This is a genomic window from Fibrobacter sp. HC4, from assembly GCF_023373925.1.
Classification (GTDB): Bacteria; Fibrobacterota; Fibrobacteria; order Fibrobacterales; family Fibrobacteraceae; genus Fibrobacter.
Genome location: NZ_JALCZV010000014.1, coordinates 13,281 through 29,731, shown reverse-complemented (window position 1 = coordinate 29,731; position 16,451 = coordinate 13,281). Strand labels below are relative to the sequence as shown.

Sequence of the window (16,451 nt, the reverse complement as noted above, 5' to 3'; positions counted from 1 at the left end):
AAAATTTCGTACACCGACAAAATACAAATTATTAAATGTCTACTGAGGCCTTCTTCTCGCAAATTCTGATAATATTGCGTTTTTTCTCGATGAATCGGGTGCGGTAAGAGAGGTTCCTGATGTCGTTGAGCAGGGCCTTGCCCTTGAAGGTTCCTACGGGGAATCGGTAGCCTTGACGATCCAGCCATAAACGGAAAATTTCGTCCATTCCATTCTTTAGGGAAATCTTTCCTTTTTTGGTGTCGAGGGTAAGGCCGTCATCCCTTGAAATGACAAGCGGTAGGAATAGCTTGTCTGCAATAGTCAAGATCCTTTCGTAGGCGGAGACAGTTTTTGACGCAATCCGGACCAGCTGACTTGTGGCCCCGGGATGCAATTTTTCTAGGGTGGGGAGTGCTTCGTGCCGAATCTGGTTGCGGGTGAACTTTACGTCGGAATTGCTTTCATCTTCACACCAGTCCAGATTATTATCGCGGGCGTATTCCTGCAGTTCCTTGCGGGAAACGTCAAGAAAGGGGCGGTAAAGGAAAACCGCTTCATGGGGGAGGTCCGTGTCGGTTGCTAGCAGGCGAACGCTCTGGATGCCCTGCAATCCTGCCAGGCTTACTCCGCGACGTAACCTGAGGTATACGGTTTCCGCCTGGTCTCCGGCGTGGTGGGCGGTAACGATGGCGTCGGCGCGGTTCTCGTGGGCGAATTTCCGCAATGCATCATAGCGGGCATCCCGTGCGTTATTTTCTAACGAACCCTCTGCGGCTTTTAACGCTACTCCATCCAACGTTCCTAAAAAAAATGGGCTCTGGTTTTGTGCGGCAAAAACCTTAACAAATTCAGCATCCCGATCTGCCGTTCCTTCTCGCAGCCCATGATGCACATGGGCTATGCCTAACCACTCGATTCCCAGGGCTTCCTTGTGAACCACGAAAAAATGGGCCAGACAAATAGAGTCTAACCCACCGGAAACCGCCAACAAAAGACGCTTCCAGCCGTTTTGCTTGATTTTATTTCTAGTGGATTCAAGGAATGATGGGGGGGGATTGCTCAAAACAAAAAACCTTTATCCTCTATCCTTTATACTCTCCGCTATTTTTCGCAGACCTTGAAGAAGCAGCTGCGGGCGCCTGTGTGGCAAGCCACTTGCGGCCCCTGCATACGGACCTTGAAGAGCAAGGCGTCGCTGTCGCAGTCGGTGGCCCATTCCACAACGGTCATGACGTTTCCGCTGGTGTCGCCCTTGTGCCAGTATTCCTTGCGGCTACGGCTCCAGAATACCATTTCGCCACATTCCTGTGTGCGGCGGAGGGCTTCCTCGTTCATCCATGCCATCATGAGAACGTCACCCTTGTCTGCATCCTGAACGATAGCGGGGGCCAGCATCACGCCGTCTACTTCCACTTCGAACTTCACTTCTTTCATGATATCTTCAAATTTCATTTTGAATCCTTTTTTTTGGATTCTTCGCTTCGATGCTTTTGCATCTTCGCTCAGAATGACGTTTGCTATTAACCGCGGACTTGGCCTTCGCCACGGAGCACCCACTTGTAGGTGCAGAGGCTTTCAACGCCCATGGGGCCACGGGCATGGAGCTTGTCGGTGGAAATGCCCACTTCGGCGCCAAGGCTGTATTCGCCGCCGTCTGCAAAACGGGTGCTGGCGTTCACCATGACGCTGCTGGAATCCACGTTGGCCACGAAGTAATCCTGCACGCTTGTGTCTTCGGAAACCACGGCTTCGGTGTGGCGGCTGCTGTACTTTTCGATATGGTCGGCGGCTTCTTCTACATTTTCAACGAACTTGACGCTGGCTTTCAATGCCAGATATTCGGTGTGGTAGTTGGCTTCGTCGCCGATATCGGTGACGTTGGCGATGCCTTCCAGACGCTTCTGGGCGTCGGCGTTACCGAACAGTTCTACGCCGCGGCTGGTGAGGGCTTCCACAAGACGCTTCACGTCGGAGGAGGGGAGGGCCTTGTCAAACAGGACGCATTCCATGGCGTTGCATACGCCGGTGCGCTGGGTCTTGGCGTTGATCAGGATGTTCTCTGCCTTTGCGATGTCGGCGGACTTGTCCACATAAACGTGGCAGATACCGTTAAAGTGCTTGATGACAGGAATCTTGCTCTGGTCCACAACGGCGCGGATCAGGCGTTCGCCACCGCGGGGAATCACCAGGTCTATGCAGTCGTTTCGCTGCAGCAGCATGCTGACCAAGTCGTGGCTGGATTCCGTTACCAGCTGGACGGCATCTTCGTCAACGCCATTTTCGGTGAGGGCCTTGCGGAAGATATCAGCCAGACACTTAGCGCTGTTGATGGATTCCTTGCCGCCACGGAGAATCACTGCATTGCCTGCCTTAAAGCAGAGGCATGCCCCGTCGATGGTCACGTTGGGGCGGCTTTCAAAAATAAAGAACACGGAGCCGATAGGCACTGCCACGCGGCTGATCTTGATTCCGTTCTTCAGTTCGCGGGCTTCCAGAACCTTGTTCAGCGGGTCAGCGAAGGCGGCGATTTCTTCGGCACCCTTGGCCATGGATTCGATGCGGGCGTCATTCAAAGTCAGACGGTCCAGCATGGAGTCGCTAATCTTACCCTGGGCGGCGTCGGTGTCCAGCTTGTTTGCGGCGAGAATTTCCGGCTTGCTTGCGCGGAGCAATTCGGCCACGCGGGCCAGAACCTTACTGCGGGTCTCTGCGCTGAGGGTGCGGATTTTCTTGCTTGCCTTGCGGGCGTTTTGGGCCAGAAGGTCGGAATATTTCTCTAAATCGACAGTGTTCATGCTGTAAATATAGCTATCGCGACGGCCATCGTCCAAGTTGGAATATTCTTCACTTGGAATTTTGGGAAAACTGCTTGCTTTTTGTAGTAAAAAAGTATACTTTGAAATCAATACAGGTTTGTTTTTACTCGCGACATTAATGGGTAGTCGCCAGGGTATCGGACTTGGGTGTTTAGACTCGGTGCTTGCCTTCTCTCTCATAAGGCACCGAGTCTTTTTTTATTTATAGGTAAGCGGGTCGGTCCCGCTAATTTTATATAAAATAAAAGACCGCGGAGTGTATCCGCGGCCTTTTAGCTTTAACCTGTTTGCTTTTCGCTATTACAGCAGTTCCACGATCTTGGTGAACAGTGCGTCGGCGAGGGCGTTGGTTTCAAGACCTTCGAAGACGTTGAACTGGTTGAACATGATCTTACCCTTACCGAAGGGGTAGAGCTGCAGGTCGCAACCGGTCTTCACTTCGCCTTCCTTCAGGGAGACGGAACGTGCGAACACCTGTGCGCCGGGCAGTTCGTTCAGGGAAATGCTGGGCATAACCGCTGCGGCGTTGTGGTCCAGAACTGCGGTTTCTCCAAATACGGATGCCAGGGCGGAACCCTTGGGCAGGTAGTGGAGGCTCATTTCGTTGGCACCGGTGCTCCAGTGAGATTCAATGTTGCTGTCGAAATGGTGGCTCTGGTTCAGGAAGTCGATGTCGTCCTGGGTCATGTCAGAAAGCAGCAAGGTCTTGCCGCCGTTCTTGACCACGTCGATTAGCTTGTCCAGAATTTCATCGGGCCAGGAGCTGAGGTTTGCGGTAAAGATGATGGGTTCCTTGCCGGAGAGTGCGGCCAGTGCGTCGCTGGATTCTTCGCTTTCGTCCAGGAAGCAGACCTTCTTCATGGCGGAACGTACATCGGCCTGGTCGATAACGATCAAGTCTTCTGTAGACGTATGGATGGTGTTGCCGTTGTCCAGCAGGGTAATCTGCAGCTGGTACTTGCCCTCATTGCGGGGGGCCATCATGGTGCAGATGCCCAGCTGAGTCAAGCTGGTCTTGCCGGCCGGTTCTTCCGGTTCCATAGTCTGGCTAGAAATTTCCTTGCCCTTGGTGTCCAGCAGCTTGACTTCTACAGAAACTTCTTCGAGACGCTTGTTGTTCAGGAGGGTAATCTGGAAGCTGATTTCGCTCTGGGGGGCGACCACGTGTTCCAGTTCGCTGACAAGAGCGCGGCTGGGGGTGGTGATTTCCTTGGTGAAATCTTCGAAGCCCTTGCTTACGCGGTTTTCGTCATTGATACCGCAGAAGTCGGTGCTGCAGTCTGCCCACTGATCCAGGAAGAAACCGGAAATCTGGGGGTTGCTCTGGAAGGCGCTGACCTGGTCCAGCTTGCTCTTGAGGCCAATGCCGTTTACGTCGCTGCAGAAGTCCCTGTAAGACTTCCATACAGAAAGGTCGCTTTCCACAAAGTTTTCGATGGACTTGACGAAAGTCTTGACGGCCTTCTGGTTCTTGGTGCAACGGGGACCCTTGATGGTGGTTGCATCCTTGGGAAGAAGGGTGTGGTTCTTCAGGGTCACCAGCATCTTGTTGGAGATATCCTGTGCTACGTTTTCTTCTTCGTCCTGGAAGTGAGCGTCGCCAAGACCTGCATCCGGAACCATCAGCTCTTCGTTGTCGCGGTCGAAACTGTGGGCCAGGTAGTGGGTGTAGGTGGCGCTGGGGCTCATGCGGGGGTTCACGCGGAGCGTTGCGTAAGCAGAAATGCGGTCTACGGTAACGGGCAGGAGCTTGCCGGTATCCTTGCGGAAGTTGCCTTCGTTATCCAGGTAGATACTGTTCAGGTTGCTGATTACCGGGCGGGTCATGTCTACGGGGCCGATGGCGTTCAGCATCTTGTTGCCGTTCTGCAGCAGGAAGGTGCCGTTTTCGGAACCCAGGACCCACACACCGATACAGGGGTGGTTGTGCTGTTCCTTGATCAGGTCGTTAATCAGCTTCTTGGCGATTTCCAGACCCTGGGGGGTGGAACGCATGGTGTGGATGGGGAATTCCTGGAAGACGATCAAACCGATCTTGTCGCAGATGTTCAGGGCTGCCTCGGTCAGAGGTGCGCCGCAAGAACGGATGGCGTTGAAGCCTGCTTCCTTGACGGCCATCAGGTCCTTTTCCAACTTGGGGTTGTTGTCGGTCCAGAGACCGCCTTCGCTCCACTGCTGGTTGTAGCTGACGCCCTGGATCTTGAGAATCTGGTCGTTCAGGTAATAGTCGCCCTTAAGGCAGTCGAACTTGCGGAAGCCGAAGGTGCGAACGACGGGGAAGGCATATTCGGGACGCTTGATTTCCTTGCCGTCCTTTTCCTTGGCGGCCTTGATTTCCATCTGGAATTCGATGGCGAAAACGTTGGGGTGGTCGGGGCTCCACTGGAACTTGTCTCTCTTCAGTTCCTTCACTTCGAACACGTAGCGCTGGGTGGCGTTTTCCTTGTCCAGCTTGATGTTATTGATGAAGTGTTCGTAGACTTCGCCTGCCGGATTCTTCATGAGAACGCGGAGACGGGTCTGGAAGCCACGGGGGTTGTTGAAGCTGACTTCGCAGGCGATGCGGTCCTGGTCCAGGTCCGGTTCCACGTGAACGTCAGAAATGAAGGCTGCAGTACCGAGAACCAGGCTTACATCGCCATAGATACCGCCAAAGGGGTACTGGTTCCAGGGGAGGCCGACGGGCATTTCGCTAGGATGGGCAAAACGGTCGTCTGCGCCTTCCTTGGATTCGCGGCCGAAGTCGATACGGCTGTTGGCGGCGCCCATGTTGGCAACGCGTACGCAGAGCACGTTTTCTTCGCCGATCTTCAGGGCCTTCTGGGTTTCAAATTCGAAAGGAGTGTAGGCGCCGAAGTGGGTGCCCAGCAACTTGCCGTTCAGCCAGACAGTTGCATGAGTTGCGATACGGTCGAAATGCAGGAAAATACGCTTGGTCACCTGCTTTTCATCTTCGATGGTGAAACGTTTGAAATAGTAAGCGCAGTCCTGGGACATCAAAAACTTGTCGAATGCGCGTTCCCAGACGTGGGGAACCTGGACAGTTTCAGTGTTTGCCGGATAAGTTGCGTACCAGCGGTTGGAAATACCGGTGTCTTCGGTATCCCAGAGCATCTGCCAGTCGCCATTTAGACTCATTATCTTACTCATTTGAGGGTCCTTTATAGTTATACGGGGGCAAAGTTAGGAAAATAATGGGCGGCGAACAACGATTGTTAGGCGAAGGAGGGGCTAAAAAGGGGGGATTTTCGGGATGGTACCGCAAATTTTTAAAAATATGTTCATTTTCTGTGGATAAACCCTTTAATTTTTTTGACGGCGTTGCTAAATTTGTGGTCCCAATAGCAACTTAAAAAGGATTACAAAATGTATTCTATTGTTGAAACAGGTGGTTTCCAGTATAAAGTCGAACTCGGCAAGACCTACAAGGTTCCGACCCTCGACGCAGCTGTTGGTTCCGAACTGGAGCTCAAGTCCGTTCTTCTTTTCGCAGGAAAAGAAGTGCAAATCGGCACCCCTGTCCTGAATGATGCTTCCGTCAAGGTTGAAGTTCTCGACCACGGCAAATACGATACCATTATCGTGTTCAAGAAGAAGCGTCGTACTCGTTACGAACGTCGTAACGGTCATCGTCAGGGCTATACCGAGGTGCTCGTAACGGAAATTCGCTCCGGCGCAGAATCCGCAACTGTTGAACCTCAAGTTATTACCCGCAACCGCGCTCGCGTGGCTGCCCTTGCTAAGCAGAAGGCTCAGAACAAGCCCCTCACTCGCAAGGAAAAGATCGCTCAGGGTCTCCCGAAGCCTGCTAAGGTCAAGAAGAACTCTCTGCGTAAGGCTAAGGAGGCTTAATCCATGGCACATAAGAAAGGTCAAGGTTCTGTTCGTAACGGTCGCGACTCTAACGCCAAGTATCTTGGTGTCAAGAAGTATGCTGGTGAAGTTGTCAAGGCTGGCAACATCATCGTCCGTCAGCGCGGTTCTCACTTCCACAACGGCAAGAATGTCGGCATGGGCAAGGATTTCACCTTGTTCTCCCTCATTGATGGCGTCGTGAAGTTCGAATACGTCGATGCAAAGCGTCAGAAGGTTTCCGTTTACGCTGAAGAAAACTAATTAAGACGCAAGGGAAACCCGAAGGTTTCCCTTGGAGCCTTTCCTAGAATCTTTGAGTAAACAAGCTAAAATGCTTTTGAGTAAGGTCATCCGCAAGGGTGGCCTTATTTTTTTTGCTAATTTTTCTTCTATGGTCAAGAGATTTTTGTCTTTTTCTGTTTTTGCGTTGCTGGTTGCTTGTTTGGGCTCCGTTTTTGTCGCTTGCTCCGATGATGATAGCGAGGTTGAATACCTTTTTAACAGGGAAGTTTCCGAACTGACTGTCCTTAGGGAGTGCGCCTCTTCTGCCGACAGCGGGGCTTTCTGCTATCAGGTCCGTTATCAATATCCCATCGACAAGGATGATCTTTCCAAGATTTACCTGTGGTTCGATTCTACGGTTGTGAAGGACTCCACCAGGTCTGTGGGTAGCAAGGAGCTGGACAGGGCCGATACCGTTATCGAGTATAAGAAGACCAAGGCTCTCTACGATACGGTGGATCTTACCGGAAGCGACATTCTGGAAAGTGTCAGGGAATCGAAGCGCGAAAGCCTGATGGTGGCCATCTATTGCGAGTATACCAGCGGCGGTCCCGGTTCGGTACAGCATGTGTATATTCATTTCCGGGATGATATCGCCCCTCTGTTTTCTGTGCTGGATCGTCCTGAATCGAAGTGGACTACGGGCGCGGAATTTAAGTGGACCCGACCCACAGACCAGACGGACTATTACGACCCCAACGACTTGAGCGGCGTGATTGCCGGCTACAACATTATCATCTATGCCGAAAACCAGGATGAAGATCTTTCCAAAATCAAGGTGACGGTCAAGTCTCCTGATGGCGTTGATTCTACCGGCAAGGAAATCTACAAGCGTAATGCCCATTTCTTCTCCAATGGTGATTCCCTGTGGGAAGAATCTGTGGAAGTTCGAAAGTCCAACAAGAACCGTCTTCACCTCTTGATCAAGGATGGCAAGGGGTATAATGCAGACGAACCCGATTCGAATATTTTCAGTTTGGTGATTGAAGGCCTGCAAGCCGAAAGCAAGTACAAGATTGCGTCTACCGCCTTTGATGCCAACGCCCAGTATGCGGGTAACGATTACATGTCCGAAAGTTCCTGGCATGACTTCTCGACCACCGATTCCATTGCACCCTTGATGCCTACAAAAATCTTTACTCTCAAGGATACCCTGTTCCCCAACATGGCCCGCCTTGATAGCAATAACCGCCTGCGCATTTTCTGGAGCCGTAGTGTAGACCCGCTGAAGGAAGATCATAATATCGATGTGGATTCAGTCCTGACCTTGCCCAAGGACTGCCTGATGTTGCTGTGCTACGATACCGTTGAAACCTACGAAATTGAAACCTTTAACAAGAGTGCCAACAAGTGGGAAAGGCATGAATGCCCGGATGACACCTGCCAGTACAACAAGCTTTACCAGATAGACGGTGACAGCGTGCAGATCGTGGCTGACGAAGTAAGCGCCAAGGGCGTTTCCGCATTCGTTACCGATACGATCCGCTGGGTGTCTCCCGGCGATACGTTGATCCTGCGAATCCGTGCTGTGGACAGGTCTGGCTACAGTTCCATCGCCCTTGTCGATACAGTTGTGGTCTCTCCGGGAGAACTGGCTAGCCAGGTGGAATGCCCCGAGGGCTTTATTGCGGTGAAGGCTTCCGACACTACCGGCGTCTTCTGCATGGAACGTTATGAACACCGTAACGATTCCGGCGAATTCATGGTGAACGTCCTTCATTCCGAAGCGTTGGAGACTTGTAACTCGATTTCTGCAAGCGGGTTTACGGTGAGCCTGTGCAAGGAACGCGACTGGGAACTGGTTTGCCTTTCTGGTGGGTCGTTATCTTACGGCGTTGTGGAAGATGCTTCCGATGGAGTCGTGGATTACCTCTATTCCTATTGCAATGTGGCGACCAACGATTCCTTGTCTGCGGCATCTATTGCTACGCGCAGTTCTAGATGCGTGAATCCCATGGGCGTGTTCGACCTTCCTGGCCAGTATCAGGAATGGGTGCTGGGTCGCTCCGAAGATACCTCTGTCGTGGTTCGTGGTAGCAGCTATAAGAAGATGGGTGGCGTCGACCTGGAATCCCAGGCCCTGTGTACCAACCGCAGCTTCCCCTACTATACCCGCCCTGAATATACGACGGATTCCGTGTTCCTTTATCGCGAAGGTACTCGAGTGGATACGGTGTATACGGCTGACACTTCCAGGATGCTGTACAAGATTCTGACCAAGAAGGACTTCAAGGATTCCTTGCAGTTCTTTGATGTTCAGGATTCCAACGGCAATTCCGTGGGTGTGGACTATGCTCCCTATGGCGAGTACAAGAAAGGCGGCGAGAAGTGGCTGGAGACTTTGGGTGGCAGTCTGAAGTATGTCCCTGACCATATCGAGGTGGTATTCCTGACGGGGAAGAAGACCATGTATCGCGAAGCTTCGGCTTTCTATAAGTCTTCGTCGATTGGTTTCCGTTGCTGTGCCTACCCCGAGTAAGCCGTAGGCCGGATAATTCATTGGATTTCTATGGAAAACGTTTCTGAATTTTTGAAAGTGGCCGAAGAACTTGCCCGCAAGGCGGGGGAGGTCTGTCTGGAACTGCAGAACAATCTGGGTGACGTCAAGTACAAGTCGGCCAAGGACGTGGTGACTATTGCCGATGTCACTAGCGAAAAGCTTATTGTGGAAGGCCTCCGTGCCGCATTCCCCACCCATTCTATCCGTACCGAGGAAGCGGGTATTATTGAAGGTTCCGATTCGCGTTACCGCTGGATTATCGACCCGGTAGACGGAACCGTGAACTTTAGCCGCGGGATCCCCCTGTGGGGTATTTCCATTGCGCTCCACTTTGAGGGTAAGCCTCTTGTGGCCTGCGTCAACCTGCCCAAGCTGGGCGAGATGTTCACCGCTATCAAGGGCCAGGGAACTTTCATGAACGGCAAGCCCGTGCATGTGAGCCGCGAAGACAATCCCACTCATGCCATCGTTAGCAACGGCGACTTCAACGTGGGCGATCCTCAGAAGATTAATGCCCAGAATTCCAAGAACTTTGCGGCGGAGGCGGTTGCCTTTGAACGTGTGAAGTGTCTCGGTTCTGCGGTTATCGAAGGTTGCTTTACCGCTTGCGGCCGCCTGGATTGCTTCGTGATGACCATGAGCTATCCCTGGGATATTGCCGCTATCGCCCTTCTTGTGGAAGAGGCCGGTGGCCGTTCTACCCATATCGACGGTTCCGAAATGCAGTTCGTGGATGCGGAACAGGTTGTTTTCAGCAACGGTCTGCTTCACGAAGTACTTGTTCAGACGGTCAAGTAAAGTTAGACGGACTGAGCCCGATTTTTTCCAAAAATTGTAATGAAGAGCCCTCGAAAGGGGGCTCTTTTTGTCTGTTTAAGGGGGTTGGGATGACGTTTTTCGTAAAATGAAGTGTAAAACTATGTTTACAAATTGGAGTAAAAATAGTGAGCTTACAAAAATGTAGGTTTTTGGAAGTATGACCCTTTAAATTTAATCAAAAAACGCAATTGTAAAATCTGCTGAAAAACTAACTTACAAAAATGTAAGAAATGAACGTTTTTTGTACAGTACCACTTGTTTTTTTTCATTATTTGTTATCTTTATTTCCGTAACAGAAATACCACTCGATGGTACAAAGTTTTATCTAAACAACAACTCTCATTGGAGATAATATTATGGCAATCCAGAATGCTTACCTCAAGTCCGTCTATGAAAAGGTCGTCGCTCGCGATCCGGACCAGGCTCTCTTCCACCAGGCTGTTCGTGAATTCCTCGAATCCCTGGACCCCGTTCTCGCTCAGGACAAGTCCTGGGAAACCAACGGCGTGATCGACCGCCTCGTCGAACCGGAACGCGTGATCACTTTCCGCGTACCTTGGCTGGATGACAAGGGCAACGTTCAGGTTAACCGCGGTTACCGCGTTCAGTTCAACTCCGCTATCGGTCCTTACAAGGGCGGTCTCCGTCTCCGTGGCGAAGTGACTCTCTCCATGCTGAAGTTCCTCGGCTTCGAACAGATCTTCAAGAACTCCCTCACTACTCTCCCCATGGGTGGCGGCAAGGGTGGTTCCGACTTCGAACCCAAGGGCAAGTCTGATAACGAAGTGATGCGCTTCTGCCAGTCCTTCATGACTGAACTCTGCAAGCACATCGGCGCTGACACCGACGTTCCGGCTGGTGACCAGGGTACTGGCGCTCGCGAAATCGGTTACATGTTCGGTCAGTACAAGCGTATCCGCAACGAATTCGTTGGCGTTCTCACTGGTAAGGGTCTCTCCTACGGTGGTTCTCTCGCTCGTACCGAAGCTACCGGTTACGGCCTCTGCTACTTCACCCGCGAAATGCTGAAGGATCTCGCCAACACCTCTTTCGCTGGCAAGACTGTTGTTATTTCCGGTTCCGGTAACGTTGCTATCTACGCTACCCAGAAGGCTCAGGAACTCGGTGCAAAGGTTGTCACCGTTTCTGACTCCAACGGCTACATCTATGACCCGAACGGCATCAAGGTTGAAGTTGTTCAGCAGATCAAGGAAGTTGAACGCGGCCGTATCTCTGAATACGCAAAGCGCGTTCCGGGTTCTGAATACCACGAAGGTTCTAAGGGCGTTTGGACTGTCAAGTGCGACATCGCTCTTCCCTGCGCAACTCAGAACGAAATCGACGAAGAATCCGCAAAGGCTCTTATCGCTAACGGCGTGATGGCTGTTGCTGAAGGTGCTAACATGCCTTCTACTCCGGAAGCAATCGAAGCCTTCCTCAAGGCTGGCGTTCTGTTTGGACCTGCTAAGGCTGCAAACGCTGGTGGCGTTGCTACCTCCGGTCTCGAAATGTCTCAGAACTCCGAACGTCTCTCCTGGACCTTCGCTGAAGTCGACGCTAAGCTCGATGGCATCATGACCTCCATCTACCAGGCTGCTTCTTCCGCTGCTGCAAAGTACGGCGACAAGAAGAACCTCGTTATGGGTGCAAACATCGCTGGCTTCCTCAAGGTTGCTGACGCTATGAAGTGGCAGGGCGCTTGCTAAACAAGACCGCTCGCGCAAATCGCAGGTAAAGAACCTCCGATAGCGCTCGCTCTCACAAAAAGGACTGGTCGAAAAGACCAGTCCTTTTTGCTCACGTCAAGACCGCTCGCGCAAATCGCAGGTAAAGAACCTCCGATAGCGCTCGCTCTCACAAAAGGGACTGGTTGAAAAAGACTAGTCCTTTTTGCATTTCGGAGGTGTGTACAAGAGAAAACAACTTTTTCATCTTAGTTGATTTCCTGTATTCCGAATTGGAATAGATTATGGGTGTACATAAGAAAGAGGTTGGTATGAACATTTCAAAATATCTCGAATCCAAGATGAAGTTTTGCATGACCGGTATGGTTGCAGGTCTTCTGGCATTCGGCCTGTCAGCTTGCTCTGACGATTCTTCTTCTTCTGCATCTTCCGAAGACGATGTGGTGGTTTCTTCTGATTCCAAGGATGAAGACAAGGATGAGTCTTCTTCTAGCGTCAAGGATTCTACGGATGAGGAAGTTTCTTCTTCGAGCATCGTTTACGAAGTGAAGGCCCGCGCAAATCAGCTGGTCAAGGACATGGGCGCAGGTATTAACCTGGGCAACGTTTTCGAAGCTCCCAATACGAACTTCAAGGGGTTTGACGATTCCCAGTTCAAGAGCAACTGGAGCGAAACGATCAAGCCCAAGGATTTCAAGGCCTTGGCCGATTCCGGTTTCAAGAACATCCGTATTCCTGTAAGTTGGGAAGAACATGTGACTGGCGAAGGCGCAGAATGCGTCGTAGATGAAGATTGGATGAAGCAGGTCTTCTGGGCTGTAGACCATACGATCAAGAATGGTATGATCGCTGTAATCAACACCCACCATTGGGATGCCATGTACGAGAATCCTGACGAGGAAACTCCTTGCCTCTTGAGCGTGTACAAGCAGATGATGGCTAACGTGATCAAGTATTCTCCCGACTCCCTGGTCGTGGAAACCTTGAACGAACCTCGCGGCAAGCTGACCAACGATAAGTGGAACAGTGTCGTGGCTTCCATTATCAATGTGGTTCGCGAAGCTGATCCTGCCAGAGTTATCATGGTGGGTACCTACAACTACAATTCCTACAACTCCGCAGCCGCTCTTTCTCTGCCTGCCGGCGTTGAAAATATCATCGTGACCTTCCATTACTACGATCCGTTTAACTTCACTCACCAGGGTGCAGACTTTGTGGATCCCAAGTACGAAACGGGTACCGAATGGCGTGCCACTCCGGGTCAGAAGAGAGCCGTAAGGACAGCTTTCAGCAAGATCAAGGACTGGTCTGACAAGCATGATATTCCTGTATACCTGGGTGAATTTGGCGCCTATGAAGCCGCAGACTCTGTCTCTCGCGAAACCTGGACTTCCTACATCTCCTACCTGGCCCACTCCCTTGGCTTCGCAACTGCCTACTGGGAATTCAGCTCGGGCTTCGGCGTGTATGACGAAAACAAGGACGAATGGCGTAGTTACCTGATGCGTGCCTTGCTGCAGCCCACCATGACTTTCGATGACGCTGTCTATCCGGATCTGGATACTCTGGGTTATGTGCTGCTGGACGACTTTGACGGTTTCGACGGCGATTCCATTCATGTTAGCGCTCTCGCCGCTAAGGTTGCCAAGTCCAAGGGCGACGAACTTTCCGATGCCCCCAGCTGGTATGCCTACTGCATTCCCACCAGCAATATGACCATTGAATCTGGCGATACCATTATCACCGGAATCATGGTTGCCGATACCACCAATTCCTACGAAAAGACCAACTTCGAACAGATGATCACGAAGAATGGTCACGATGGTCGCGGTCTCTATGTGAAGATCCACCTGGAAGGCGATTCCTACCCGTGGGCTGGTTTCGGTACTCAGTTCGATAGCGATAACAAAAAGCGCTTCGACTTCAAGAATCTGAAGGCAATGACCTTCTGGGCAAAGGGTACCGGTTCCTTCAAGATCAACTGGAAGACCGATTACGCCGATACCTGCTGCGCCGATACCTGGGGTGCTTTCGGTACCGAAATCGACTTGACCGATGAATGGAAACAGTATACGGTCTGGTTCGACCAGTGGGTGGCAAGCGCATGGTCTGACTTGCAGATTAGCGGTGCCGAATGGCTGGACCACAACGACGACATTTTCAACCTTCAGTTTAGCAACGGCTCCTCTTACGGAGAAGTGGTTAACGAAGACCTGGAAATCTGGCTGGACGACATCCGCTTCTATGGCATGAGCGACAGCGATTTCGGAATAAAGAAATAGGTTCCTGGATTTCTCCCATAAAAAAGGTCCCTGAGCGATCAGGGGCCTTTGTCTTGTGGACTTATTGGCAATGCTATTGCTTTATTTCGTTAATTTGATTGGAGGTTATGTTATTATATTGGAGAATGAGGGTTTGTTATGAATTTATTTGTTGTATTTGTTCTTTTTTTGTGTTCCGTGGCTTTTGCCCATGTTGAAAAGATGCCTGACGTTCAGGATAATCGCGATGGACGTGTCTATAAGACGGTCCAGATTGGCGAACAGCGCTGGATGGCCGAGAATCTGCGTTATAACGTAAGAGGAAGCGTCTGCTACGAAAAGAAGGACTTCAATTGTGAAAAGTATGGCCGCCTTTATAACTGGGCCATGGCCATGATGCTGGTGGATTATTACAACTCCCACTCCATCCAGAAACTCGTGGGCAAGTACAAGAAGGGCAAGATCCACGACATTTGCCCCACGGGCTGGCACCTTCCTTCTAACAAGGAATGGAAAAAGCTGAAGTTCTTCGTGGCCAAGAAGGGCGTGAGCGACGGTGTGGCCTTGAGCCTCAAGTCTACCGAAAGTTGGGAAAAGGAATTGCGTATTCCTGGCGGAACCGATGAGTTTGGCTTTAATGCACTGCCCGGTGGTGAACGTGATTTTGAAGGCCGCTTTTTTGACCTGGGCCGTTCCGCTGTATTCTGGACTTCTACTGAATATGATGACGGCGGTGCGCGAAACTGGTGGATCTACTATGACTCCCGATCCATGGAAGGCAATTATGATACCAAGGAAACGGGTGCCTCTGTGCGTTGCGTAGAAGACCGCCTCTATGAAATTAAGGAACCGCCTCCTCCTGTGCCTAAGGTTGAACCCAAGGTGGTGGAAATTCAGGGACGCAAGACCCAGACCGTTCATATTGGTGATCAGGTGTGGATGGCTAACAATTTGGACGTGAAGGTTCCGGGTAGCTATTGCTATGCCAACAAGGAAGAAAATTGCCAGAAGTATGGACGTCTCTATACATGGGCCGGTGTGGTAAAGCTGGACCAGAAGTTCAATCAGTCTGTGGGTAAGGATTCTATTTCGAAGCGTAAGCCCAAGGGTATCTGCCCCAATGGCTGGCACGTCCCCACGTCTCTGGATTTTGCCCGACTGAACACCTACCTGAAGGATATCGACGAAGCTGTTGGCGTGGGTACCAACCTCCGTTCTAGAACTGGTTGGGACGAAAGTGAAGATGCGCTGATGGGCGAAAATGGATTTGGCTTTAATGGCGAAGCCTTTGGCGTGTGCAAGTACACCAAGCCTAAGGAAACTTGCGTCAGCGTTATCAAGGCCATTTTGCCTGACCCCACCAAGAAGTCTCCGGCCGATACCGTCTACGCCGATTCCTGCGTGGTGGATCCGACCTGGGTTCCGTCGCTGGCCTTTGAGGGTAACGGTACTTTGACTGGCTTCTGGAGCGGAACCGAAGTTGATTCCTTGAGGGCGGAAGTCCGCAAGCTGAGCTTTGACGATGACGACTTCATTCTGGATACGGCCCGCAAGGATGAGGCTTACTACCTGCGTTGCATTATGGATCCGCCTGACGATGACGAACTTTACGACAGTACCGCCTTTGTGGATAAGCGCGACGAAAACAAGTACAGGACCGTTGCCGTTGGAAGTACAATCTGGATGTCCGAAAACCTGAGGTTTGCCGCTCCGGGCAGCTACTGCTACGAAGACAAGGATTCTCGCTGCCGTTCCTATGGCAGACTTTACCCCTGGTCTGTGGCCATGCGCTTGCCTGCTGACTATGTGGACAATTCCATGTCTGGCGGAATCACCCAGGAACACCAGGGTATCTGCCCCGATGGCTGGCATATTCCCACCAACGAAGAATGGATTGAACTGGGGCAGTTTGCCTTGAGCAAGCGTAAGGGTGGCGTAGGAGCCGCCTTGAAGAACAGGGAATTCTGGGCCCGTGGTGGCGCTCCGATTTCTGCTGCATCTGGTTTTAACGCCTTGCCTTCGGGTAGCCGTATGTCTGACGGCGAATACATGGAGCTTGGATCCAGCACTTACTTCTGGACCGCTGCCGGTGGCGATGGCCTCGGTGCAGTCTACTGGTACTTAGTGAACAACAGGGATGACTTTACCAGTGCCGAAGATTTCGACAATGCAGCATTCTCCCTGAGGTGCGTCAAGAACAAGCTGACAAAGGCCGCTGCCCCTGCAGCAACCGCAGCTCCTTAATTGATGT

11 protein-coding genes are annotated in these 16,451 nt (G+C 51.6%); 7 read left to right on the top strand and 4 right to left on the bottom strand.

Going from position 1 to position 16,451, the window contains the following annotated elements; genetic code table 11:
- Window positions 1-31 precede the first annotated feature (31 nt).
- From tilS to MMG03_RS10165, 4 genes are all read right to left on the bottom strand, one after another.
- Window positions 32-1,045 (bottom strand): tRNA lysidine(34) synthetase TilS, encoded by a 1,014-nt coding sequence (gene tilS, locus MMG03_RS10180; protein WP_249506200.1) that lies wholly within the window; start codon window positions 1,043-1,045, stop codon window positions 32-34.
- Window positions 1,046-1,083: 38 nt separating this feature from the next.
- Window positions 1,084-1,434 carry a phosphoribosyl-AMP cyclohydrolase gene (hisI, locus tag MMG03_RS10175; protein ID WP_073161414.1) on the bottom strand — a complete coding sequence of 117 codons (351 nt, stop codon included), beginning with the start codon at window positions 1,432-1,434 and terminating at the stop codon, window positions 1,084-1,086.
- A 68-nt stretch (window positions 1,435-1,502) separates the two neighbouring features.
- A complete protein-coding gene (locus MMG03_RS10170) occupies window positions 1,503-2,777 on the bottom strand; it encodes a glutamate-5-semialdehyde dehydrogenase (RefSeq protein WP_249506199.1) in 1,275 nt (424 codons plus the stop codon).
- A 321-nt stretch (window positions 2,778-3,098) separates the two neighbouring features.
- On the bottom strand, window positions 3,099-5,948 hold the full coding sequence (locus MMG03_RS10165; RefSeq protein ID WP_249506198.1) for a glycoside hydrolase family 2 protein: 2,850 nt from the start codon (window positions 5,946-5,948) through the stop codon (window positions 3,099-3,101).
- Between the two features lie 216 nt (window positions 5,949-6,164).
- On the opposite strand from MMG03_RS10165, the gene rplU reads away from it, so the two are divergent.
- The 7 genes from rplU (at window position 6,165) to MMG03_RS10130 (ending at window position 16,444) form a co-directional block, all read left to right on the top strand.
- Window positions 6,165-6,650, top strand: coding sequence for a 50S ribosomal protein L21 (gene rplU, locus MMG03_RS10160; protein ID WP_073161416.1), 486 nt, complete (start codon window positions 6,165-6,167; stop codon window positions 6,648-6,650).
- A 3-nt stretch (window positions 6,651-6,653) separates the two neighbouring features.
- Window positions 6,654-6,914 carry a 50S ribosomal protein L27 gene (gene rpmA / locus MMG03_RS10155; RefSeq protein WP_073161417.1) on the top strand — a complete coding sequence of 87 codons (261 nt, stop codon included), beginning with the start codon at window positions 6,654-6,656 and terminating at the stop codon, window positions 6,912-6,914.
- 130 nt (window positions 6,915-7,044) lie between these two features.
- Complete coding sequence (locus MMG03_RS10150; RefSeq protein WP_249506197.1) at window positions 7,045-9,414, top strand: hypothetical protein; 2,370 nt, start codon at window positions 7,045-7,047, stop codon at window positions 9,412-9,414.
- A 30-nt stretch (window positions 9,415-9,444) separates the two neighbouring features.
- Window positions 9,445-10,233 carry an inositol monophosphatase family protein gene (locus MMG03_RS10145; protein WP_101478989.1) on the top strand — a complete coding sequence of 263 codons (789 nt, stop codon included), beginning with the start codon at window positions 9,445-9,447 and terminating at the stop codon, window positions 10,231-10,233.
- A gap of 377 nt (window positions 10,234-10,610) precedes the next feature.
- The gene (gene gdhA, locus MMG03_RS10140) at window positions 10,611-11,960 is read left to right on the top strand and encodes an NADP-specific glutamate dehydrogenase (RefSeq protein ID WP_073161419.1); all 1,350 of its coding nucleotides are present in this window, start codon (window positions 10,611-10,613) and stop codon (window positions 11,958-11,960) included.
- A 290-nt stretch (window positions 11,961-12,250) separates the two neighbouring features.
- Complete coding sequence (locus tag MMG03_RS10135; RefSeq protein ID WP_073237945.1) at window positions 12,251-14,221, top strand: glycoside hydrolase family 5 protein; 1,971 nt, start codon at window positions 12,251-12,253, stop codon at window positions 14,219-14,221.
- Window positions 14,222-14,359: 138 nt separating this feature from the next.
- Window positions 14,360-16,444 (top strand): FISUMP domain-containing protein, encoded by a 2,085-nt coding sequence (locus tag MMG03_RS10130; protein ID WP_112132501.1) that lies wholly within the window; start codon window positions 14,360-14,362, stop codon window positions 16,442-16,444.
- The last annotated feature ends 7 nt before the right edge of the window (window positions 16,445-16,451 follow it).

What these genes read in the sequence shown, in the direction of transcription:
- hisI (WP_073161414.1), bottom strand. Translation starts at nt 1,434, where the DNA reads ATGAAATTTGAAGATATCATGAAAGAAGTGAAGTTCGAAGTGGAAGTA.
- MMG03_RS10170 (WP_249506199.1), bottom strand. Translation starts at nt 2,777, where the DNA reads ATGAACACTGTCGATTTAGAGAAATATTCCGACCTTCTGGCCCAAAAC.
- MMG03_RS10165 (WP_249506198.1), bottom strand. Translation starts at nt 5,948, where the DNA reads ATGAGTAAGATAATGAGTCTAAATGGCGACTGGCAGATGCTCTGGGAT.
- rplU (WP_073161416.1), top strand. Translation starts at nt 6,165, where the DNA reads ATGTATTCTATTGTTGAAACAGGTGGTTTCCAGTATAAAGTCGAACTC.
- rpmA (WP_073161417.1), top strand. Translation starts at nt 6,654, where the DNA reads ATGGCACATAAGAAAGGTCAAGGTTCTGTTCGTAACGGTCGCGACTCT.
- MMG03_RS10150 (WP_249506197.1), top strand. Translation starts at nt 7,045, where the DNA reads ATGGTCAAGAGATTTTTGTCTTTTTCTGTTTTTGCGTTGCTGGTTGCT.
- MMG03_RS10145 (WP_101478989.1), top strand. Translation starts at nt 9,445, where the DNA reads ATGGAAAACGTTTCTGAATTTTTGAAAGTGGCCGAAGAACTTGCCCGC.
- gdhA (WP_073161419.1), top strand. Translation starts at nt 10,611, where the DNA reads ATGGCAATCCAGAATGCTTACCTCAAGTCCGTCTATGAAAAGGTCGTC.
- MMG03_RS10135 (WP_073237945.1), top strand. Translation starts at nt 12,251, where the DNA reads ATGAACATTTCAAAATATCTCGAATCCAAGATGAAGTTTTGCATGACC.
- MMG03_RS10130 (WP_112132501.1), top strand. Translation starts at nt 14,360, where the DNA reads ATGAATTTATTTGTTGTATTTGTTCTTTTTTTGTGTTCCGTGGCTTTT.